Below are 20860 nucleotides of genomic sequence, written 5' to 3'. Positions count from 1 at the left end.
GGTACACCCTCGGCGGAACGGCTATCCCGGCACGTTGGCGGCGATGTTCGACATCACGATCGTCGAGACCGATTCCGCGAAACCGCAATAGGTGACTTCGACCAGCACCACCGACTTGAGCAGATAATCGCGCCCGCAGTCGCCGGGCCGGGTCTGCAGCGACCGCTCGTCCGCGCTCCACGTGCCCACCAGCCCGAATCCGGCCGAGGTGGCCGCGCAACCGCGGACCGTCGTCACCAGCACCCCGAAGGCGCGTCGCGCGGCGTCGCCGTCGTGATACGCCGCGGCACCCTCGGAGATCAGGCCGCCGTGCGGGGGATCTTGAAAGGTGGTTTTGTGGAACGTCTCGAGCTCGTTCCCGAAGGTCGCGGTGTCGGCGTAGACGAAGCGGCACTCCGGCGGCGCGCTCTGGGCGAGCGTGTCGATGTCGACGGGGGACGTGGTGTCCATCGACGGGATGATCGTCAGGTGCTCGTCGCCGCCGGTGATCGCCTGCATTCTGGGCTGATCCAGCAGCACCTGTCCGACGTCAAAACCGCCTGCCGCGACACCTATTTCGGCGGCGGGGCTGCCGCTGACCAGGCGAGTGCACGCCGTGGCCAGTAGCGCCGCGGCGCACAGCGTCAGCCGTCGCGTCGTCATCCTGACCAGAGCGTAATCCCAGCGATCGAATACGGTTCTCGGGTGAGCGTTTTCGCAACCGGCACCGGCATCGGCTCGTGGCCCGGCACGGCCGCGCGACCGGCCGCCGAGGTCGTCGTCGGCGAACTGGGCGCTGCGATGGCCCATCTCGTCGAGTTGCCCGCCAGGGGTGTGGGCGCCGATATCATCGGCCGCGCGGGCGCGTTGCTGGTCGACATCGCCCTGGACACCGTCCCGCGTGGTTACCGGGTGGCGGCTCGGCCCGGCGCGGTGACGCGCCGCGCTGTCAGCCTGCTCGCCGAGGACATCGACGCCCTCGAAGAGGCGTGGGAGGTGGCCGGGCTGCGGGGCAGCGGGCGACCGGTCAAGATCCAGGCACCCGGGCCCATCACGTTGGCCGCCGAGCTGGAGCTGCCCAACGGGCATCGGGCGATCACCGATCTGGGGGCACTCAACGACATCGCCGCCTCGCTGGCTGAGGGAGTCGCCGTGCACCGGGCCGCGGTTGCGCGTCGGCTCGACACCCCGGTGGTCGTGCAGTTCGACGAGCCGTCGTTGACCGCCGCGGTCTTGGGTCGGCTGACCGGCGTGACCTCGCTGAGTCCGGTGGCCGCGATCGAGGAGACGCTGGCCACCACCACCCTCAACACCTGTGCGATGGCCGCGGGCGCCGAGGTGTCAGTACACAGCTGCGCGGCGTCGATCCCGTGGAAAGTGTTGCAGGACAGCAGTATCGATGCGGTGTCGATCGATGCCGGGACACTGCGGGCAGGCGATCTGGATGCGGTCGCGGAGTTCGTCGAATCGGGTCGGGCCGTCCTGCTGGGAGTGCTGCCGTCCAGCGCGCCGACCCGCCGCCCCGATGTGGAAGAGGTGGCCACCAGCGTCGTGGCGATCACGGATCGGCTCGGCTTCGGCCGGTCGGTGCTGCGCGACCGCATCGGCATCACCCCGACGTGCGGGCTGGCCGGCGCCACCCCGGAGTGGGCCCGCACCGCCGTCGGCCTGGCCCGTCGCGTCGCGGAGGCTTTCGCCGACGACCCCGAAGCGATCTGAGCCGGCGGCTAGCGTTGCACGATGGCCTCACCCGACGTGCAAGAGATGCTCGACGACTATGCGTTGCGAAAGCTGGTGCACAGCTACTGTCGTGCGGTCGACCGCGGCGACCTCGACGCTCTGCGCGACCTGTATCACCCCGACGCCCAGGACAGTCACGGATCGTTTTCGTCGGGCTCAGTCGAGACTTTTCTGCGCACACTCGCCGAATCCCGGCCCTACATCCGATCGATGCAGCACCACATCACCACCACCAACTTCGTCATCGACGGCGACATGGCCGAGGGCGAGGTGTACAGCATCGCGACACACTCCTTCGCCGCCGGTGACCGCGACACCGAGGTCATCGTCGGCGGGCGCTACCTCGACAAGTACGAAAAGCGTTCCGGAACATGGAAATTCACCACGCGCTGCATTGTCACCGACTGGGCACACGTCAATGATCCGTCGCACATCGACGTGAGCCATCCGATAACCCGTGACACGCCACAGGGCCGTCCTGGATCGGACGATCCCTCCCTTGAATTCTTCTCGTCGCTGAGGCCGTCAGATCAGCGTTGACGATCAGACCCCACTCAGAGAACTGCTATACGCTGGCGGTTTCTGGGGGAGAGGACTCATCGATGAATGGCAGAACCGGACGTCAGCGCATGGTCGTGGCGAGTTGGCTCGCGGTGGTGGGCCTCGCGGCCGCGGTGTTTCTGGTGCGAAGCCCGGCGATCCCGTCCGCGAGCGGGACGACCGTCGGCGCGCTTCCTGCGCCGACAGTGGACGAGCCGACGACCGGCCGTCCCAACTCCGAGACCGCTGTCCTGGCCGGTGGCTGCTTCTGGGGCGTGCAAGGCGTCTACCAGCACGTCAAAGGGGTGACGTCGGCTCAGTCGGGCTACGCCGGGGGAGAGCAGGGGACAGCTGACTACGAGACCGTCGGCACGGGCAAGACGGGGCACGCCGAGTCGGTGCGGATCACCTACGACCCGACGCAGGTCAGCTACGGCCAACTGCTGAGGGTCTTCTTCGGCGTCGTCCAGGACCCCACCGAGCTGAACTTCCAGGGTCCCGACGTCGGTCCGCAGTACCGGTCGGCGATCTTCGCTCAGGACGACAGCCAGCAGAAGATCGCGAACGCCTACATCGCTCAGCTCAATCAGGCGGGTGTGTTCCCGTCGCCGATCGTCACCGTCGTGACGCCGGGGGCGCAATTCTTTCCTGCGGAGTCCTACCACCAGGACTACCTGAAGCTGCACCCGAACAACGCCTACATCGTCGCCAACGACCTGCCCAAGGTCGGCGCGCTCAAGTCGGACTTCCCGGATCTCTACCGCGACTAGCCCGAATTCGGTGTCGGCGGCCTCGGATAGCCTGCGTGGGTGAGTTCACCCGAGGCTGATCCGGCTCAGGCCGATCCCGTTGGGCCCGAGGTGCGCCGCGCCTGGGGCGAGCTGGCCGACGAGGTGCGTGAACACCAGTTCCGCTACTACGTGCGCGATGCGCCGATCATCTCCGACGCGGACTTCGACACGCTGCTGCGCCGGCTTTCCGCGCTCGAAGACGAGCACCCCGAGCTACGCACTCCGGACTCACCCACTCAACTCGTCGGGGGTGCCGGCTTCGCGACCGACTTCACCTCCGCCGATCATCTCGAGCGGATGCTGTCGCTGGACAACGTTTTCAGTGCCGAGGAGTTCGACCTGTGGTCCGGCCGCGTCACCGGCGAGGTCGGCACCGATGTGCCGTATTTGTGTGAACTCAAGATCGACGGCGTGGCGCTGGCACTGGTCTACCGAAAGGGCCGCCTGATTCGGGCGGCGACCCGCGGCGACGGGCGCACCGGCGAAGACGTCACCCTCAACGCGCGCACGATCGACGACGTCCCCGAGCGTTTGACCGGCAGTGACGACCACCCGGTGCCCGACGTGCTCGAGGTGCGCGGTGAGGTGTTCTTCCGGCTGGCCGATTTCGAAGCCCTCAACGCCGCACTGGTCGAGGACGGCAAGACCCCGTTCGCCAACCCGCGTAACAGTGCGGCAGGCTCACTGCGGCAAAAGGATCCGGCCGTGACGGCCCGCCGCAGACTCCGGATGATCTGTCACGGACTCGGGCATGTGGAGGGCTACCGACCGGACACCCTGCACGACGCCTACCTCGCGTTGGCGGCCTGGGGTTTGCCGGTGTCAGACCACACAACCCGGGTCGAGAACGCCGCCGGAGCCCTTGAACGCATCGCGTACTGGGGTGAGCACCGCCACGACGTCGATCACGAAATCGACGGCGTGGTCGTCAAAGTCGACGACGTGACGCTGCAACGCAGGCTCGGATCCACGTCACGCGCACCGCGCTGGGCGATCGCCTACAAGTACCCGCCCCAGGAAGTCCAGACCCAACTGCTCGACATCCGGGTCAACGTCGGCCGCACCGGGCGCGTCACACCGTTCGCGTTCATGACGCCGGTCACCGTCTCCGGATCGACGGTCGGCCTGGCCACCCTGCACAATGCCGCCGAGGTGAAGCGCAAGGGCGTGCTGATCGGTGACACGGTGGTGATCCGCAAAGCCGGTGACGTGATTCCCGAGGTGCTCGGTCCCGTGGTCGACCTGCGTGATGGCTCTGAGCGCGAATTCGTCATGCCCACAACATGTCCCGAGTGCGGCACCACCCTGGCGCCGGCCAAGGAAGGCGACGCCGACATCCGCTGCCCGAATTCGCGGTCGTGCCCGGCGCAGCTGCGGGAGCGGGTGTTCCACGTGGCCGGCCGCGGCGCGTTCGACATCGAGGGCCTGGGTTATGAGGCGGCTACCGCGCTGCTCAAAGCTGAAGTCATTCACGACGAGGGTGAGCTGTTCGGCCTCAGCGAAGACGAGTTGTTGCGCACGGAGTTGTTCACCACCAAGGCCGGCACGTTGTCGGCCAACGGCAAACGCCTGCTGGCCAACTTGGACACCGCCAAGAAGCAACCCCTGTGGCGGGTGCTGGTGGCGTTGTCGATTCGCCATGTCGGGCCTACGGCGGCACGGGCTTTGGCCACCGAGTTCGGCAGCCTCGAGGCGATCACCTCGGCGTCGACGGAGCAACTCGCCGCGGTCGAAGGCGTCGGCCCCACGATCGCCGACGCCGTCACCGAATGGTTCACCGTCGACTGGCACTGTCAGATCGTCGACAAGTGGCGCGCCGCCGGGGTGCGGATGGCCGACGAGCGCGACGCCAGCGTGCCGCGCACCTTGGAAGGGGTGACGATCGTCGTCACCGGATCACTGGCCGGTTACTCGCGCGATGACGCCAAGGAGGCGATTCTGACGCGTGGCGGCAAAGCGGCCGGTTCGGTGTCGAAGAAAACCGACTACGTGGTCGCGGGTGACTCTCCCGGGTCGAAATACGAGAAGGCGGTCGAACTCGGAGTGCCCATTCTCGATGAGGACGGGTTCCGAAAGCTGTTGTCCGACGGCCCTTCTGAACCGCAGGAGTGATCGGTTCCGGCGATCAGTCGCAGGACGAACGCATGCGGATCACGGTGCTCAGACCGGGTCGCGATGACGCCACATAGCTGCCGATACCCGGCCCGGCACCTCGAGTGGTCGGCATCATCGGAACCGCCGGTGTAGGACTGATCGGCGCCGCGCTCCATGCCCCGAGAGCCGGTGCCGCCGAACCGGACACCGACGCAGCGGTCTGCCAACCTCCGGGAGTCGACAGCGCCCCGACCTTGGACGCTGTGCCGACATGCGCTGTCATGGCAACGCGCGCAACGGTTCCCGTCACCGCGGTCAATCCCGGCGACGTGATCGGCCCGGTCGGGACGATTGGTTTGGCGAGCGCCAGTACGCTCATTCGCGCACGGCCGGTCTCGGATTTCATGGTGATGCGCGCGGGGGAGGCCAACCGCTGCAAGGCATGCACGATGGTCGACGGCGCCGTCCGGTTGGGTGTCTGCGCGGTGACCGCCTCGTCGGCTATCCCAGGTGGGGGGAGGAAGGGCGTCACATTGGCGGCTCTGGCGGATGCGTCGGCGTAGGTGTACATCGCGGTGCTGTCCTGGGCCCACATTTCGCGGTACTGCGCCTCGTTGGCGGCGATGGCGTGGGTGTCCATCCCCAGTGAATTGACAGTGGCCAGGGCCGCCAACTGTGCGCGGTTGGCGGCGACCACCGCTGGAGGCACGGTCATCAGGCGGGCGGCCTCGTAGGCGGCCGCTGCGGCGCGGGCGTGCTGTGCGGTTCGGGTTGCCAGAGCGGCTGTGTCGGTCAGCCAGGCCAGGTGCGGGGCGGTAGCGGTCATCATGGTCGCCGACGCCGGGCCAAGCCACGATTGGCCGGTCAGCTCGGCGGCGGTCGTGTGGTGGGAGCGTGCCGCGTCGTAGAGTTCCGCGGCGAGCCGGTCCCACGTCGCCGCGGCGGCCAGCAACGAGTCGGAACCGGGGCCGGCGTACATCCGGGCGGAATTGATCTCCGGCGGTATGGATCCGAAATCGGCGACCAGGAAACTCTCGGAATGACTTGCGGCGCAATGCGTCTTCGCGGTGAAGCCGACGGGTGTTGGTTTTGGCGTGATCGTCAAAGTAGCCATGGATGCTCCTGCATGTGTTGCGGTCAGAAAGTTTCGATGGATCAGCGCGAGACCTCACTGCTGCGCAGCATCGACTGCGGGTGAGGTCACGTGAAGGGTGTATGACTGCTGCCGCGCCTCATCGGCGCCGCACGGCTTGTGGCAGAAGTGTTCAGCGCTGCGAGATACAGAGCTGTGTCAACAGCTTTCGGCCTGTTGCCGATACAGCAGTGGCGCCGTCATGGGCGGTGATGCGTTGGTTCCCGGGAGTCGGCCACGTCGGCGGGTGATGCCACCAGCGTGACGGCGTCAGGGAGCGCGTGCGGTGAGGCAGCGTGCGGTGATGCAGGGCAAGGGCATCGAACGTCTTGTGGACGCTGGGCAGCAGATCCGCGGGCGGGTCTGTCCGCTCGGCGTTGCCGGCGCTCGTCGCCAGGGCGGTTTCGGCGGATTCGTCCGTGATCGATGAATCGAATCGCGCTATGCCGCAGCCTATTCCGCTGAGCAGAACGCAGATCGCAACTGCCAGACAAGCGAACAAGCCCGATCGGGGCGTTCTCGGCTTCTGGCTGAAAGTCACAGTGGCGCAACTTTAACAGCGATTCCGACTGGCATATCGGGTTGCATAGCAACCTCATATCAGTGCGCTACGGCAGCAACGGCAGTCGCCACAGCGGGGTATGGGGATCCAACAACCACAGCCGAATCGCGGTGAACCGGAACAGCCGCAGGGTGCCCGTGATCAGCACCGCAGCCAACGGCAGGTCGCCCAATGCCGCCGTCAGCGAGGCCATTCGAAAGTCGTTGGCGCCGGCCGTCATCAGATCGAACCAGGCGTCGCAGATGAGCAACGTGCCGGTGGCGAACGCGGTCAGCAACATCACCTGCCGCCGCAACATTCCGAATATGACGGTCGCGGCCATCAATCCCAGCAACAACAGATCGAAGCCCACCCAGGTCGCGGTCCAGTCGTGCACCAGATAGTCGTCAGGCAGTGCGAAAGCCAGATACACGATCCAGGGAATCAGCACCAACGTCCCACCGGTCATGACTCCCAACCAGCCCCACCGGATTCGGCGCGCTTCGGAAACCGGCAGAAGGTCAGACAGTGGTCGCTCGAGGCGTTGGATCAGCTGACGTCGTTCGGTGGGTGACAGCGCGGCGATCTGCGCGTCGGATAGCGGGCTCACCGGCGGTGAGTACCCCGTTTGCCGATGCACTCAGTGCAACAGTGTCCCCACGATCCCGGCGAGATAGCCCAGTCGGGCCACCTCGGACGGCCGGAAGGCCGGGCCGCCCGGCCGGCCCAGGACCACGGCGGTGTCGGCCGAGCCCAGCGGAGCGGCGATCAGGGTGGTGTCGAGTTCGCGCCAGACCTGGGGGAACCAGTCCTCGCTGGTGTCGAGTTCCGTCGCGTGCTCGATCGGTATCCACGGCACGTCGGTCAGCTGAGTTTCGGGCGCACCGGGACTGCCGGCCACTCGCGTGGTTGCCTCGTCGGTCTTTCGCAACACCGAACACCAGCTCACCCGCAAAACCTGTGGAGCCTCGTTGACCAGGACGTTCAGCTTTGCGCCGGTGTTGCCCGCCGCGGCCACGTGGTCGATCAACGCCAGCTCGCGGTGCGCGTCGAGTAATCCGGTGTGCGGCCGCAGGCTGTCCACCCGCACGCCCTGCAGCGCCTCGGCCGCGGTGATCAGCGTGTCCGGCATCCCGCGCGGCGGCAGCTCGACCACGAGGTCGTCGATGGCGTAGTCGGGTCCGCGCTCGACGACGTCCAGCGAAAGGATGTCGGCGCCCACTGATCCGAGGGCCACGGCCAGCGAGCCGAGGCTGCCTGGTCGGTCGGCCAGCTGAACGCGCAGCAGATACGTCGACACGCGGACACTGTGTCACAGCCGCGAGCGCGAGGCATGTCGGCGAGGCAGTGCACCGAGCGTGCGGCCAGCTTCACGGTCGAGGTCGAGCGTGCTGCCAGCTTCACGTTCGCCACAGCGAAGTAGGCTTTCCAGTCGTGTCCCAGATCTCCCGCGACGAGGTCGCCCATCTGGCCAAGCTGGCCAGGTTGGCGTTGACCGACAACGAGCTGGACAGCTACGCGGGTCAGCTCGACGCCATCCTGACCCACGTCGGTCAGATCCAGGCCGTGGACGTCACCGGTGTCGAAGCGACCGACAACCCGCTCAAAGCCGTCAACGTCACCCGCCCGGACCAGACCGCGCCCTGCCTGACGCAGCAACAGGCGCTCGCCGAGGCGCCCGAGGCCATCGACGGCCGCTTCGCAATTCCCCAGATCCTCGGCGAGCCGGAATGACGGAGATCATCCGGCAGGACGCCGCGACGCTGGCCGCCGGCATCGCCGCCAAGGAACTGTCGTCCACCGAAGTCACGCAGGCATTCCTGGACCAAATCGCGGCGACCGACCAGCGCTACAGCGCCTTCCTGCACGTCGCGGCCGATGCGGCATTGTCCGCGGCCGCCGCGATCGACCAGTCCCTGGCTTCCGGCGAGCGACCTGCGTCGGCGTTGGCCGGCGTGCCGCTGGCCCTCAAAGACGTCTTCACCAGCGTCGACATGCCCACCACCTGCGGGTCGAAGATCCTCGAGGGATGGCGTTCGCCCTACGACGCGACCGTCACCGCCCGGCTGCGAGCCGCCGGCATCCCGATCCTGGGCAAGACGAACATGGACGAGTTCGCCATGGGCTCGTCGACGGAGAACTCTGCCTACGGGCCCACCCGCAACCCGTGGGACACCGACCGGGTGCCCGGCGGATCAGGCGGCGGTAGCGCCGCCGCGCTCGCCGCGTTTCAGGCGCCCCTGGCGATCGGCACCGACACCGGTGGATCGATTCGCCAGCCGGCTGCATTGACCGCGACCGTCGGGGTCAAGCCCACCTACGGCACGGTGTCGCGCTACGGCCTGGTGGCCTGCGCGTCGTCCCTGGACCAGGGCGGCCCCTGCGCGCGCACAGTCCTGGACACGGCCCTGCTGCATCAGGTGATCGCCGGGCACGATCCGCGCGACTCCACCTCCATCCGGGCCGATGTGCCCGACGTCGTCGGTGCCGCAAAGCTCGGTGCCGCAGGCGATCTCACCGGCGTCCGGGTCGGGGTGGTCAAGCAGCTGCGCGGCGAGGGCTATCAGCCGGGTGTGCTGGCGTCGTTCAACAAGGCCGTCGAGCAGTTGACCGCGCTCGGTGCCGACGTCTCCGAAGTCGACTGTCCGCACTTCGACCACTCGCTGGCCGCCTACTACCTCATCCTGCCGTCGGAGGTGTCGAGCAACCTGGCCCGCTTCGACGCGATGCGGTACGGCCTGCGCGTCGGCGACGACGGCACTCACAGCGCCGAGGAAGTGATGGCGTTGACGCGTGCTGCCGGTTTCGGTCCAGAGGTCAAGCGGCGCATCATGATTGGAACCTACGCGCTGTCCGCAGGTTATTACGACGCCTATTACAACCAGGCGCAGAAAGTCCGCACCCTGATCGCGCGCGACCTCGACACCGCCTATCAGTCCGTCGACGTGCTGGTGTCGCCCACGACGCCCACGACGGCGTTCCCGTTGGGCGAGAAGGTCGACGACCCACTGGCGATGTACCTGTTCGACCTGTGCACCCTGCCGCTGAACCTGGCCGGCCACTGCGGAATGTCGGTGCCATCGGGGTTGTCCGGCGACGACAACCTGCCGGTGGGGTTGCAGATCATGGCGCCGGCGCTGGCCGACGACCGAATTTACCGGGTGGGTGCCGCTTACGAGGCCGCCCGCGGAGCTTTGCCCACGGCGATCTAGGACGCCTGGGTAGGACCGTCCGGCTGCTGGTATGGCCGTTCCGCCCGCACCGTCGCCGGGACGGATCCGCTGCTGCGGCGACTCGCACCGTGCAAGATGAGTGCATGCGGATCGGAATTCTCACCGGTGGCGGCGACTGTCCTGGGCTCAACGCAGTCATCCGAGCGGTGGTGCGCACCTGCGATTCCCGGTACGGGTCGTCGGTGGTCGGCTTTCAGGACGGCTGGCGCGGATTGCTGGAGAACCGGCGAATCCAACTCGCCAACGACGACCGTAACGACCGCCTGCTCGCCAAGGGCGGCACGGTGCTCGGCACCGCGCGGGTCAACCCGGACAAGCTTCGGGCCGGGCTGGATCAGGTCAAGCAGACGCTGGACGACAACGGCATCGACGTCCTGATCCCGATCGGCGGCGAGGGCACGCTGACCGCCGCGCACTGGCTGTCCGAGGAGAATGTGCCTGTCGTCGGGGTGCCGAAGACCATCGACAACGACATCGACTGCACCGACGTGACTTTCGGCCATGACACCGCGCTGATGGTGGCCACCGACGCCATCGACCGGCTACACAGCACGGCCGAGTCGCATCAGCGGGTGATGCTGGTCGAGGTGATGGGGCGGCACGCCGGCTGGATCGCGCTCAACTCCGGGTTGGCCTCCGGCGCGCACATGACGCTGATTCCCGAGCAGCCCTTCGACATCGACGAGGTGTGCCGTCTGGTCAAGCGACGCTTCCAGCGGGGCGACTCGCATTTCATCTGCGTGGTCGCCGAGGGCGCGAAGCCGGCCGAAGGCTCGATGAAGCTGGCCCAAGGTGGCACCGACGAGTTCGGGCACGAACGGTTCACCGGCGTGGCCGCGCAGCTGGCCGTGGAAGTGGAGAAGCGGATCAACAAGGACGTCCGGGTGACTGTCCTCGGACATGTGCAGCGCGGCGGTACTCCGACCGCGTACGACCGGGTGCTGGCGACCCGGTTCGGCGTCAACGCCGCCGACGCCGCGCACGCCGGGGAGTACGGGCAGATGGTGTCGCTGCGCGGCCAGGACATCGGCCGGGTGCCGCTGGCCGACGCGGTGCGGCAACTCAAGCTCGTCCCGCAGAGCCGCTACGACGATGCGGCAGCGTTCTTCGGGTGACGACGTTGCGCCTGCGATCGGAGCAGAGCTGGTGACCGGCGGCGTCGAGGATCACGCGGCCGAGGTCGAGCAGGCGCTGGCGGGCGCACCGCAGCGCGTTGGATGGTTCCGCTTCTACTTCGACGACCAGCGCTGGGAATGGTCGGAACAAGTGCAGCGGATGCACGGCTACCAGCCGGGCACGGTGACGCCGACGACCGAACTCGTGCTGGAGCACAAACATCCGGAGGACCGCAGCGAAGTCAAGCAGACCATCGACGACATGCTGCTCACCCGCCGGCCGTTCAGCACGCGGCACCGCATCATCGACACCGGCGGCGTCGTTCATCAGGTGGTCGTCGTCGGGGATCGGCTGACCGACGACGACGGCGCCACCATCGGGACGCACGGCTACTACGTGGACATCACGCCCATCACCGATCGGAGCCGGGAGGACCTCATCACCGCCCGGGTCGCCGAGATCACCGAACACCGGGCGGTGATCGAGCAGGCCAAGGGCATGCTGATGCTGGTTTACGGACTCGACGAGGACGCGGCTTTCGACTTGTTGAGGTGGCGATCTCAGTCGAGCAACGTCAAGCTGCGGGAACTGGCGGAGATGGTGCTCACCAACTTTCGTGACGCCCGCGACGACGCCATCAGCTCCCGTTCGGCGTTCGACCATGCCCTGCTGACCAGCGGCGGGGGTTCGGACGGCGATGACGCGGCCGTCTCCGGGCGCAATTAGGATCGTTGCCATGACTTCCGTGGCGAGAATTCCCAGCGCATCCGGGGCCGAACTACTCGACTACGACGACGTGCTCACGCGCTACGAGCCGGTGCTCGGCCTGGAGGTGCACGTCGAGCTGTCGACCGCCACCAAGATGTTCTGCCCGTGCGCCAACGAGTTCGGCGCCGAGCCCAACACTCAGGTCTGCCCGGTGTGTTTGGGTCTGCCCGGCTCGCTGCCGGTGCTCAACGAGGCCGCCGTCGAGTCGGCGATCCGAATCGGCCTGGCGCTGAACTGCGACATCGCGCCGTGGGGCCGGTTCGCCCGGAAGAACTACTTCTACCCGGACCAACCGAAGAACTACCAGATCTCGCAGTACGACGAGCCGATCGCGATCAACGGCTACCTCGACGTCCCGCTCGACGACGGCAGCACCTGGCGCATCGACATCGAGCGTGCCCACATGGAAGAGGACACCGGCAAGCTGACCCACCTGGGCAGCGACACCGGCCGCATCGCCGGCGCCACCACGTCGCTGGCCGACTTCAACCGGGCCGGCGTGCCGCTGATCGAGATCGTGACCAAGCCGATCGAAGGTACCGGCGAGCGGGCGCCGGAGATCGCCCGCGCCTACGTCACCGCGTTGCGGGACCTGTTGCGCGCGTTGGATGTCTCCGATGTACGCATGGACCAGGGTTCGCTGCGCTGCGACTCCAACGTGTCGCTGAAGCCGATCGGTGCCACCGAGTTCGGCACCCGCAGCGAGACCAAGAATGTCAACTCGCTCAAGAGCGTCGAGGTCGCTGTTCGTTACGAGATGCGACGCCAGGGCGCAGTGCTGGACTCCGGTGGCCGAGTCATCCAGGAGACCAGGCACTTTCACGAGGACGGTTTCACCAGTCCGGGCCGCACCAAGGAAACCGCAGAGGACTACCGCTACTTTCCCGAGCCCGATCTGGAGCCGGTTGCGCCCAGCAGTGACTTGGTCGAGCAGCTACGCCAGACCATTCCGGAACTTCCTTGGTTGCGCCGCAAGCGAATTCAGCAGGACTGGGGCATCTCCGACGAAGTGATGCGCGATCTGGTGAACGCGGGAGCGGTGGCGTTGGTGATCGCGACCGTGGACCAGGGCGCGTCGAGTGAGTCGGCGCGCGCATGGTGGGGCAACTTCCTGGTGCAGAAGGCCAACGAGGCCGGTGTCGAACTCGACGAACTGCCCATCAGCCCAGCCCAAGTCGCTGCGGTCGTGGCGTTGGTGGATGACGGAAAACTCACCACCAAGATGGCTCGCCAGGTCGTCGAAGGCGTGCTGGCCGGCGAAGGGGAGCCCGAAGAGGTCATGACGGCTCGCGGTCTGGTCGTGGTGCGCGACGATTCGTTGATCCAGGCCGCGGTCGACGAAGCCCTGGCCGCCAATCCCGATGTCGCCGAGAAGATTCGCGGCGGCAAGGTGCAGGCGGCGGGCGCGATCGTCGGCGCCGTGATGAAGGCCACCAAAGGACAGGCCGACGCCGCGCGGGTGCGCGAACTGGTGCTTGCGGCCTGCAGCTAGTTGAACATCCCGGCAAGTTCGCCGAACAGCTGGGCGAGCGGCTGACCCACCCCGTCCCAGCCGACAGCTTCAGCTATCGCCTGGTCTTGCATGAACAACGACGCGATGGGCCCCACCAAGGTGGACGGAACGTCGAGTGTGGCGCACGCGATGCTGCAGTTGCCGAACGTATCGACAATCCCGATGCCGTCGATCAGCGAGCCGGCCGGACTCAGCAGGCCACCGAGGTCGAGGTTGATCGCGCTGGCGTCCAAGTCCGCAGGCGCAGCGATTCCGAATTGGGTCAGCAACGTCTCCAGGTTGATTTCCCCGTAGCCGTTGAGGAAGGCGTTGGTGACGTTGGCCGGCATGTTGAGCAGCTCGTCGAACGCCGTCGGGTAATCGGGGGTTCCGCCGCTGAGCGCCGCGGTGATCGCGGTGATGTCCTCGTTGATCTGCAGCAGCGGACCGACGGTCGTGCCGAAGCTGCCCCAGAGAATTCCGCTCAGCGGCGACCCCGAGAATTCAAGGTAGGGCTGGATTTCGGCGGCCTGGTCTTCGCCGACCAGCAGCGGCAAGATGTCGATGTTCACGTTCGTGCACAGCGGGCAGATACCGATGTTGAAGTCGAGGCCATTGGTCAGGATGTCGATCAGACCGTCCTTTCCCGGCAGCGGAATGTCGAAAAGGTGGCCGAGAAGCGTGTCGATGCTGATGGTGCTGGGTGTCGGGTCGACCGAGGTGTAGATGTAGGGCTCGGGATCGGTCGGGACGAACGGGGTGGTCGCCGCCGTGTACGCGAGGCCCAGGTCGGTGTCGAAGCTGCGGGTGCCCTCGAAATAGGCGGGGATGTTGGCTGCGAACTGCTGCAGGTCGGCGAATGCCGCGGGCGAGAAATGGTCGTAGATGTCGGTCGCGTTGGCCAAAGCCGTTTGCAGCACCTGATCCCAGGGCACGTCGCCGGCGGAGAGTTGCACCGCCCGGCTCTGCACGGGCAGATCGGCCATCGGTACCACCCGCGGCGCGACGACCGCACTTGCGGCAACCAGGGTGAACGCAAATGCTGCGGTGGTCCGGTGGCGAGCCGTGCTGTTCATGTGTCTCCTACTCGACCCCTCGTGGGCAGGTAGATATTAGCTGAGCGCTCGCTGAGGATTACATAAACGCGGAACTTCGGGACCGCGGTTCGGCGACTACTTTTTGTCGCGGGGGAGTCGGCAGCCGGTGTATCCGGAGACAACGAGGTTGCCCCGGTAGCCGACCTTGATGAACAGGCCGGTCGGACCGTAGAAGCCGACATCGTGGTTTCCGGGTTGATCTTTCATGACCTGTATCTCGGTGGCCTCGAGCTTGGCCGCGGCGTCTTTGGCGGCGGTCTGAATTTTCGCCCAGTTCGATTCGGAGACATCGACATTCGCGGCAACCTGATTCGGCAGGAAGAAGCGCTTTCCGTCGGTCTTCTCGTAAGGACGCTCGCATTGATCGCCCGACCCCTCCTGCGGCGTCTCCCACGCGATGGTCGGGATGAGTTGGCTTGCCGCGGCGGTGATCTGGTTGATCGCGGCCTGGACCTGGGTCTGGGTGTCTTCGAACGACGGGAGCGATTTCAGTGTCTCGACGGCCTGGGCGGCAACAGACGGTGAGGTGGGTTCGTAGGGCTGGTTCACGTGGCATCCTCCTGCGACTGAAACGATCGCGGCGACAGCACCGGCGAACAACGCGCGGGGCGACCGTGACGTGGACGTGTCTGTCATTTCTGGGGCACCGCCTGATTGCCGAGTCCGGCCAGGACGGCGGCGATGTTGTAGTTGGTGGTCCGAAGTCCGCCTCCGTCCGGGAAGCGGGGGTAGTCGCTATGCCCGTGCGCCCCTTGCAAATCCAACGTTCCGCCGTGCCCGTCGGGCACGACCGTCGGCGCGGTGCTCAGGTGGGTGAAGTTGGGGTTGGTGGCGGGGTTGGGTCCGAAGTCACCGGCGCCGGTGGCGTCGGCACCGCCCAGCAATGTTTCGGCGAGCGCGTTGAACGGCGGCGGCAGTAACGGCGCCACCGTGTGCGCGATGGCCGGCCCGTCGTACACCCACTGGATGGGATCGTCGGGGGTCTCCATGGTGAACACGTGTCCGGGTTGCAGATGTAGATCCTGAGGTGTGGATGCCTCGATGCCGGGGGAGCCGTAGAACAGCGCCCGCGAGACTCCGTGGTCGCCGGGCTCTTGCAGCGCCAGCCCGGTGGTCAGCGAGCCGTAGGAGTGCCCGATCGCGGTCAGGTCCGCCGGTCCGCCTTGATGGGCCGCCTGGATCCCGTCGTAGAAGTTGGCCAGGTCGTGGGCGCCGGCTCGCGCGACGTCGTCGTGGCTGACGCCCCAGCCGCCGACGACGGACGCGCCGGGTTGGTCGAAGCCGGGCACCTGCGGCGGGTCGTATCCGATCCACGCTATGGTCGACACGCTGTCGTGCTCGTGGCCGGGGGTGAGGCTGAGTTGGCGGAGGGCCTCGGTCCGAGCGTTGGTGGCTTCGGATGCCATGCCCTCGATGGCACCGTGCACCGTCGTGTTGAGGCCGGGTGCGGTCACCGAGACGTGGGTCGACTTGTCCGGGTCGCCGACGGCGACGGCGGCGCGGGCCTGCTTGCCGGTCTGGGTGTCGAGCAGCATCAGCTTGCGGTCCGGGCTGGCGCGAACCGCCCTGTCGACGGCCTGCAGATCGGGGAGGTATTTGGATCCCTCACGGGCGGAATCGTATTGGCGTTGCCACGCTTCGTAGTCGAGCCGGTCGTCGAAGATCGCGCCCGGCTCGTTCGGTGCCGGGATGTTCTGGCCCTGTGCCCAATCCGGGTGCTGTGCGCGCAACGCGTCGGCGCGCGCCGCGGCGGCCGTCGCGCTGCCCATCTGGTCGGTGAGGTTGAGCCGGTTGTAGTGATCCCGGTCGACGGCGGGCAAGCCGTTGTCGTTACCGATGTTGTGGTTTCGGCTGTACAGCCAGTCCTTCTCTTCGGGTGTGAGCTTGTTCCACAGGTCGTGAAGTTGTTTCGGGTCGGTCGGCAACGGCTGCGACAGGGCCTGCTGAATCTCGGGTCGATTGTCGTGCGGCATCGGCGTGATCGGCGCGTCGCCGTCGGCCATGTTGATCGCCGCCGCCAACTCGGCGTCGACGGTGTTGGCCTCGGCCAGGATCTTGTCGAGCCGTGGCTGCAGCTGCATCTCAGCGAGGAGCGCCTCCATCGGCGGACCGTTGAACGACGCGCTGGGCACCACCGTGTTGGTCAGCGGATCGATGGTCATCTGCAACTCGGTGGCGTCGGCGCGCAGGGTCCGTAGTTCGGACTGCACGTGCTCGATGTCGTTGGCGGCCTTGCCCGCGGCCAGCGCGACGGCGATGGATTCGTTGCCGTGTGCGTCGAGGTCTTGGCGGATGGTGGCGTTGGCGTGTTTCCTGGCCTCGGCGGTGGCTCCCTCCCAGGTGTCGAACACCGAAAGTGAGCTCAGTTGTCGTGATGCCTCCAGGGTGGCGCGGCCACGCGCCCCCGCGGCGTGGAACACCTCGCGCACCGACTCGGCGCTCCATCGGTCGATATCCGCCACCGTGACCGCCACGATTACGGCCTCGGCCAATCCGCCTGTCGCGGCGTCGAAGACGGCGATCGGCGGCCGGCACGGTGCTCGGACGGATGCCGCCGAGGTTCGCGATCCATGGGCACGCGCTTACGGTACGCCGTTCGGCGCGGTGTCGAATGCACTCAATTCACCTGATTCGCGCTGCTACCGAGGTCGACGCGAGGCTCGAGCAATCAGCGGACAGGAAACGGCGCCAGGGTGACTCGTGGCAAGCCCGAACCAGGTGAGTGGGAACATTGCACGATGACCGGCCTCGGCGAACAGCTGCGCGAGCAGACAGTGGACACGGTCCTGGGTCGAATCCGGCTGCAGGTCGGGGGATCCGGCGCGCCGATCGTCTTCTGGCCGAGCCTGTTGATGACCGGCGATATGTGGATCGGGGTGGCCGCCGATCTCATCGGCCGCCACCAGGTTGTGCTCGTCGACCCTCCCGGGCAGGGAGGTAGTCAGCCGCTGACGGGTTTCTTCGGTTTCGACGAGTGCGCCCGCTGCGTCGCGGACATCCTCGACGGGCTCGGTCTCGAGAAGGCTCACTTCGTCGGCAACTCGTGGGGCGGCATGATCGGTGCGACCTTCGCCGCGACGTATCCGCAGCGGGTCGGGGGAGCGGTGCTGATGAACTGCACGGCCGGCCGCGCCGGTCTTCGTCAGAAGGTCGAGTTCGCGATCCTGCTCCGAGTGGCGAAGTGGACGGGTGAGATCGGCCCGCTGCTGAATCGCCCAGTGCTGAAAGCGTTCTTGGGTCCCACCACGATGCGCGAGCGGCCGGAGGTGGTTGCGCACGTGACCAACGCGGTGAAGTCTCTCGACATCCACTCCGCCTGGTGGGCGGTCAAGAGCGTCGTCACGCGCCGGCCCGATCAGCGAGAGCTGTTGGGCCGCATACAAACACCGGTGATGGTGGTCGGCGGCGCCGAGGACGTCACATTCCCGCCCCGCGACGCCGTCGAGATGGCCAAGGCCATCCCCAATGCGTCGATTCGGGTGCTCGACGGGGTGGCGCACCTGGCCGGGTTGGAGAATCCGGCTCTGGTGAGCGCCCTTGTCGAGCAGTTCCTGTTCAGCGACGGCGAAAGCGGCTCTACCGCAACGTAGGCCGGCAGCCGGTTCGGATCAGGTCTTGTCCTCGTTGGCCCGCGGGAAGCCGCCGCCCTGCGGGAACAGCGGGAACACCACGTCGTCCAGCTTCATGGCGTCGCCGCTGGTCTTGTTGACCGTCGCGCCCCACACATTCCCGTCGGGTGACATCCGCAGCGCCCATGCGTGCCCGTGGGTGTCCTGCCGGACGACATCGGGTTGACCGGTCACGGCGCCGGTCCCTTGGGCGAGGTGGATGGCGACCGTCTGTTTGGTGTTGACCAGATTGACCAGAACGGTGCCGTCGAGCGCCGAACACCCGCCCGCCCCCGGCCGGTCCGGCCAGGTCCACACGGTGGAGACCTTGGAGTCTTTGGTGATGCGCTGCAGCCGATCCGCGGTCGGGGTCCGATCGACGACGAACAACGAGCCGTCGACCGGGTCGACGCACAGACCCCCGCCCGCACCGATGCCGCTCAGCGCCGTCGTCGGCGGTGCCTGATTGACCGTGGTGGGCTGCTCGATGCGAATCACCTTGCCCGCCAGCGACGCCGGATCGTTGGCCATCGCGGGGTTGCCCGCGTCGCCGGTCAGCACGACCAGCGTGGTCGGGCTGGTGAAGAACAGTGCGCCGGTGTTTCCGTTACCGCCCTTGGGGATTCCGGTCAGGATGTCTTTGGGGGTGTCGCCGTCGGCGACCCTGATGACACGGTTGTCGGTGGGAGTGCTGATGTAGGCGTACATCAGCCGGTCCTGTGAATAGGTCGGCGAGAGCACGATGTCCATCAACCCGCCGTCACCGGCCGGGTCGACGGGGATGACGGTCTTCACCTTCGGCTCGGCGCTGACCGACACCTCCTTGACGGCCCCAGTTGTGCGCTCGGCGACCAACGCCGACTTGCTGTCGGGCAGCATCAGCAGACCGCTGGTCGCTTCCAGGCAGCCCTGCATCACGCCGGGGGCGGGGCATTCCTTGGGGAAGGGCTTGTCGGGCAGCGGTGGTGGGGGAGGTGGCGGCGAACTGGGCGCGCCGTGGCGCTCGGGCTCGGTGGTGAACGGCTGCGACTGGATGTCGTTGAACTGCGCACAGCCGGCCAGTACGAGCATCGCCGAGCAGAGCACAGGCATGCTGTGCCGCCCCGACCACCTCAACCGCATAGCTGCCAGATTACGGATATGTCGCCGCGTGCGCCCGCGACGGGTGCCGGGCGACACCCACATTCGTCCGCAAACACCGACCCGCGCCCCGCGGCTGGCAAATCGCGACCGCGAAAGCGCCGCTCAAATCCCCGATTCGCAGGAATTTGCCCTTACCCTGGCACGGGTGAGCAGTCAACCGAATGACGCGCATTGGCAACGACAGGACTCCTCCGCGGTGCCCACCGCGGCACGACCGGCTTCAGCAAGCCTGGTCGACCCCGAGGACGACCTGCCGTCGGACACTTACGCAGGCGACTTCGAGACCACCCAGATACCGCACTACGACTCCGCCGACTCGGGCAGTGTCCGGTCGGCCAGCAGCGGCTTCGGGTTGATGCCCGGTCGCCACGAGCCCTTGCCCTACCAGCCTCAACCCACCGGGCAGCATTCGATCTTCACCCCCGACGGCATCGACGAGCACGAGCAGCTCGACGACGAGCGGATTCGCGCCGCCAACCGGCGCGGCACGCAAGACCTGGGTCTGCTGTTCCTGCGGGTGGGCCTTGGTGGCGTGTTCCTCGCCCACGGGCTGCAGAAGCTGTTCGGCTGGTGGGGCGGGCAGGGTTTGAGCGGCTTCAAGAATCAGCTGTCCGACATCGGCTACCAGCACGCCGACATCCTCACCTATTGCGCGGCCGGCGGCGAGATCGCTGCCGGTGTGCTGCTGGTGCTCGGGCTGTTCACGCCGCTGGCCGCGGCGGGCGCACTGGCTTACCTGACCAACAGCCTGCTCGCCGGCATGTCGGCGCAGCACAACCCCCGGTCTTTCCCGTACTTCCTGCCGAGCGGCCACGAGTACGAGATCACGCTGATCGTGCTGGCCGCCGCCGTCATCCTGGTCGGACCGGGACGCTACGGCTTCGATGCCGGTCGCGGTTGGGCCCGGCGGCCGTTCATCGGGTCGTTTGCCGCGCTGGTGCTCGGCATCGGTGCCGGTGTCGGGCTGTGGATGCTGCTCAACGGCGCAAATCCGGTCGGCTAGCCCGCATACGGGTTGGGGACGCGGCCGGCGCTCGCGCGGGTGAGTTGCGGCAGCGTCGCGAAGGTGACGGCGGGTAACCGCAGCGGACGGCCGTTCTTGATGTCGGCACGGGCCCAGGAGCCCCTGTTGAAGCGCAGGCCCTCGATGTCATCCCAGGGCACCGATCGGCTGCCGAGCAACGTGCGTACCGTGACTCCGGCGGCGTCGGCCTGGGTTCGGAGGCGAATGATCAACGCCGACAACAACACCGGGAGGATCAGCAGCGGCGCTGTGACCGGATAGATCTGTACCGGCACGAGCAGACCCAGCGCGAAGAAGCCGACTGCGAAATGGGCCATCGGTGAAATGGTGAGCGCCACCGGTGGTGCGGTTGCCGGTTCCGGTGACTCTCCTGCCATGTATGCATCATGACACCGACGTCTGAGCTGGGTTTCCCGGTGAGCCGGGTAGCTACCGGGATCCTATTGCCTCGTGTCAAGATGCGCGCGAAGTTTGATTCGTTGCCTCATTCGAGGATGCGCGCGTAACGGAAGCCTTGGGCTTGGGTCCGGCCTTGCTGGTGGTCAGGGTGAGCAGCTCGCTG

Annotated in this window: 21 protein-coding genes; 12 read left to right on the top strand and 9 right to left on the bottom strand. The window is 67.0% G+C overall.

What is annotated here, in order from left to right; translation table 11 throughout:
* Positions 1-21 precede the first annotated feature (21 nt).
* Positions 22-651, bottom strand: coding sequence for a sensor domain-containing protein (locus tag CYU59_RS08300; RefSeq protein WP_292981683.1), 630 nt, complete (start codon positions 649-651; stop codon positions 22-24).
* 33 nt (positions 652-684) lie between these two features.
* Here CYU59_RS08300 and CYU59_RS08295 point away from each other — a divergent pair, with 33 nt between their 5' ends.
* The 4 genes from CYU59_RS08295 to ligA all read left to right on the top strand — a co-directional run bounded on the left by CYU59_RS08295 (position 685) and on the right by ligA (position 5162).
* A complete protein-coding gene (locus tag CYU59_RS08295; protein ID WP_292981563.1) occupies positions 685-1698 on the top strand; it encodes a methionine synthase in 1014 nt (337 codons plus the stop codon).
* 21 nt (positions 1699-1719) lie between these two features.
* On the top strand, positions 1720-2259 hold the full coding sequence (locus CYU59_RS08290) for a nuclear transport factor 2 family protein (RefSeq protein ID WP_292981560.1): 540 nt from the start codon (positions 1720-1722) through the stop codon (positions 2257-2259).
* A 62-nt stretch (positions 2260-2321) separates the two neighbouring features.
* A complete protein-coding gene (gene msrA, locus CYU59_RS08285; RefSeq protein ID WP_292981558.1) occupies positions 2322-3029 on the top strand; it encodes a peptide-methionine (S)-S-oxide reductase MsrA in 708 nt (235 codons plus the stop codon).
* A 90-nt stretch (positions 3030-3119) separates the two neighbouring features.
* Entirely contained in the window at positions 3120-5162 is a 2043-nt protein-coding gene (gene ligA, locus CYU59_RS08280; protein ID WP_292981681.1) for an NAD-dependent DNA ligase LigA, read from the top strand.
* 13 nt (positions 5163-5175) lie between these two features.
* Here ligA and CYU59_RS08275 read toward each other — a convergent pair whose 3' ends face one another.
* Positions 5176-6258: a PPE family protein gene (locus CYU59_RS08275; RefSeq protein WP_292981555.1), complete on the bottom strand. Its 1083-nt coding sequence runs from the start codon at positions 6256-6258 to the stop codon at positions 5176-5178.
* A 304-nt stretch (positions 6259-6562) separates the two neighbouring features.
* Here CYU59_RS08275 and CYU59_RS08270 point away from each other — a divergent pair, with 304 nt between their 5' ends.
* Complete coding sequence (locus tag CYU59_RS08270) at positions 6563-6706, top strand: hypothetical protein (protein WP_292981553.1); 144 nt, start codon at positions 6563-6565, stop codon at positions 6704-6706.
* A 178-nt stretch (positions 6707-6884) separates the two neighbouring features.
* On the opposite strand, the gene CYU59_RS08265 is transcribed toward CYU59_RS08270, so the two are convergent.
* Positions 6885-7427 (bottom strand): hypothetical protein, encoded by a 543-nt coding sequence (locus tag CYU59_RS08265; protein ID WP_292981551.1) that lies wholly within the window; start codon positions 7425-7427, stop codon positions 6885-6887.
* Positions 7428-7457: 30 nt separating this feature from the next.
* Complete coding sequence (locus tag CYU59_RS08260) at positions 7458-8117, bottom strand: amino acid-binding protein (protein ID WP_292981549.1); 660 nt, start codon at positions 8115-8117, stop codon at positions 7458-7460.
* 134 nt (positions 8118-8251) lie between these two features.
* Between CYU59_RS08260 and gatC the strand changes: the two genes are divergently transcribed.
* From gatC to gatB, 5 genes are all read left to right on the top strand, one after another.
* A complete protein-coding gene (gene gatC, locus CYU59_RS08255) occupies positions 8252-8551 on the top strand; it encodes an Asp-tRNA(Asn)/Glu-tRNA(Gln) amidotransferase subunit GatC (RefSeq protein WP_292981546.1) in 300 nt (99 codons plus the stop codon).
* The gene (gene gatA / locus CYU59_RS08250) at positions 8548-10029 is read left to right on the top strand and encodes an Asp-tRNA(Asn)/Glu-tRNA(Gln) amidotransferase subunit GatA (RefSeq protein ID WP_292981543.1); all 1482 of its coding nucleotides are present in this window, start codon (positions 8548-8550) and stop codon (positions 10027-10029) included. Before gatC ends, gatA begins: the two co-directional genes overlap by 4 nt.
* A gap of 104 nt (positions 10030-10133) precedes the next feature.
* Positions 10134-11165: an ATP-dependent 6-phosphofructokinase gene (locus CYU59_RS08245; RefSeq protein WP_292981540.1), complete on the top strand. Its 1032-nt coding sequence runs from the start codon at positions 10134-10136 to the stop codon at positions 11163-11165.
* On the top strand, positions 11143-11892 hold the full coding sequence (locus CYU59_RS08240) for a PAS and ANTAR domain-containing protein (RefSeq protein WP_292981537.1): 750 nt from the start codon (positions 11143-11145) through the stop codon (positions 11890-11892). The genes CYU59_RS08245 and CYU59_RS08240 overlap by 23 nt, the downstream gene beginning before the upstream one ends.
* A 10-nt stretch (positions 11893-11902) precedes the next feature.
* Positions 11903-13426 (top strand): Asp-tRNA(Asn)/Glu-tRNA(Gln) amidotransferase subunit GatB, encoded by a 1524-nt coding sequence (gatB, locus tag CYU59_RS08235; protein ID WP_292981534.1) that lies wholly within the window; start codon positions 11903-11905, stop codon positions 13424-13426.
* Here the strand turns inward: gatB and CYU59_RS08230 are convergent.
* The 3 genes from CYU59_RS08230 to CYU59_RS08220 all read right to left on the bottom strand — a co-directional run bounded on the left by CYU59_RS08230 (position 13423) and on the right by CYU59_RS08220 (position 16997).
* Positions 13423-14502, bottom strand: a complete 1080-nt coding sequence (locus CYU59_RS08230; RefSeq protein WP_292981531.1) for a hypothetical protein — start codon at positions 14500-14502, stop codon at positions 13423-13425. The two genes, gatB and CYU59_RS08230, sit on opposite strands and share 4 nt — an antisense overlap.
* A gap of 96 nt (positions 14503-14598) precedes the next feature.
* Positions 14599-15072, bottom strand: coding sequence for an LppA family lipoprotein (locus tag CYU59_RS08225; protein WP_292981528.1), 474 nt, complete (start codon positions 15070-15072; stop codon positions 14599-14601).
* A gap of 83 nt (positions 15073-15155) precedes the next feature.
* Positions 15156-16997 carry an alpha/beta hydrolase gene (locus CYU59_RS08220; protein ID WP_292981526.1) on the bottom strand — a complete coding sequence of 614 codons (1842 nt, stop codon included), beginning with the start codon at positions 16995-16997 and terminating at the stop codon, positions 15156-15158.
* Positions 16998-17261: 264 nt separating this feature from the next.
* Between CYU59_RS08220 and CYU59_RS08215 the strand changes: the two genes are divergently transcribed.
* Positions 17262-18113 carry an alpha/beta hydrolase gene (locus CYU59_RS08215; RefSeq protein ID WP_292981523.1) on the top strand — a complete coding sequence of 284 codons (852 nt, stop codon included), beginning with the start codon at positions 17262-17264 and terminating at the stop codon, positions 18111-18113.
* A gap of 18 nt (positions 18114-18131) precedes the next feature.
* Here the strand turns inward: CYU59_RS08215 and CYU59_RS08210 are convergent, their stop codons facing one another.
* A complete protein-coding gene (locus tag CYU59_RS08210; RefSeq protein WP_292981520.1) occupies positions 18132-19253 on the bottom strand; it encodes a PQQ-dependent sugar dehydrogenase in 1122 nt (373 codons plus the stop codon).
* Between the two features lie 166 nt (positions 19254-19419).
* Here CYU59_RS08210 and CYU59_RS08205 point away from each other — a divergent pair, with 166 nt between their 5' ends.
* Positions 19420-20277, top strand: coding sequence for a DoxX family protein (locus tag CYU59_RS08205; protein ID WP_292981517.1), 858 nt, complete (start codon positions 19420-19422; stop codon positions 20275-20277).
* Here CYU59_RS08205 and CYU59_RS08200 read toward each other — a convergent pair.
* On the bottom strand, positions 20274-20675 hold the full coding sequence (locus CYU59_RS08200) for a PH domain-containing protein (protein ID WP_292981514.1): 402 nt from the start codon (positions 20673-20675) through the stop codon (positions 20274-20276). The genes CYU59_RS08205 and CYU59_RS08200 overlap by 4 nt on opposite strands.
* Between the last annotated feature and the right edge of the window lie 185 nt (positions 20676-20860).

The sequence above is a fragment of the Mycobacterium sp. genome, from assembly GCF_002863225.1.
Classification (GTDB): Bacteria; Actinomycetota; Actinomycetes; order Mycobacteriales; family Mycobacteriaceae; genus Mycobacterium.
This window is presented reverse-complemented; position numbering and strand designations above follow the sequence as displayed.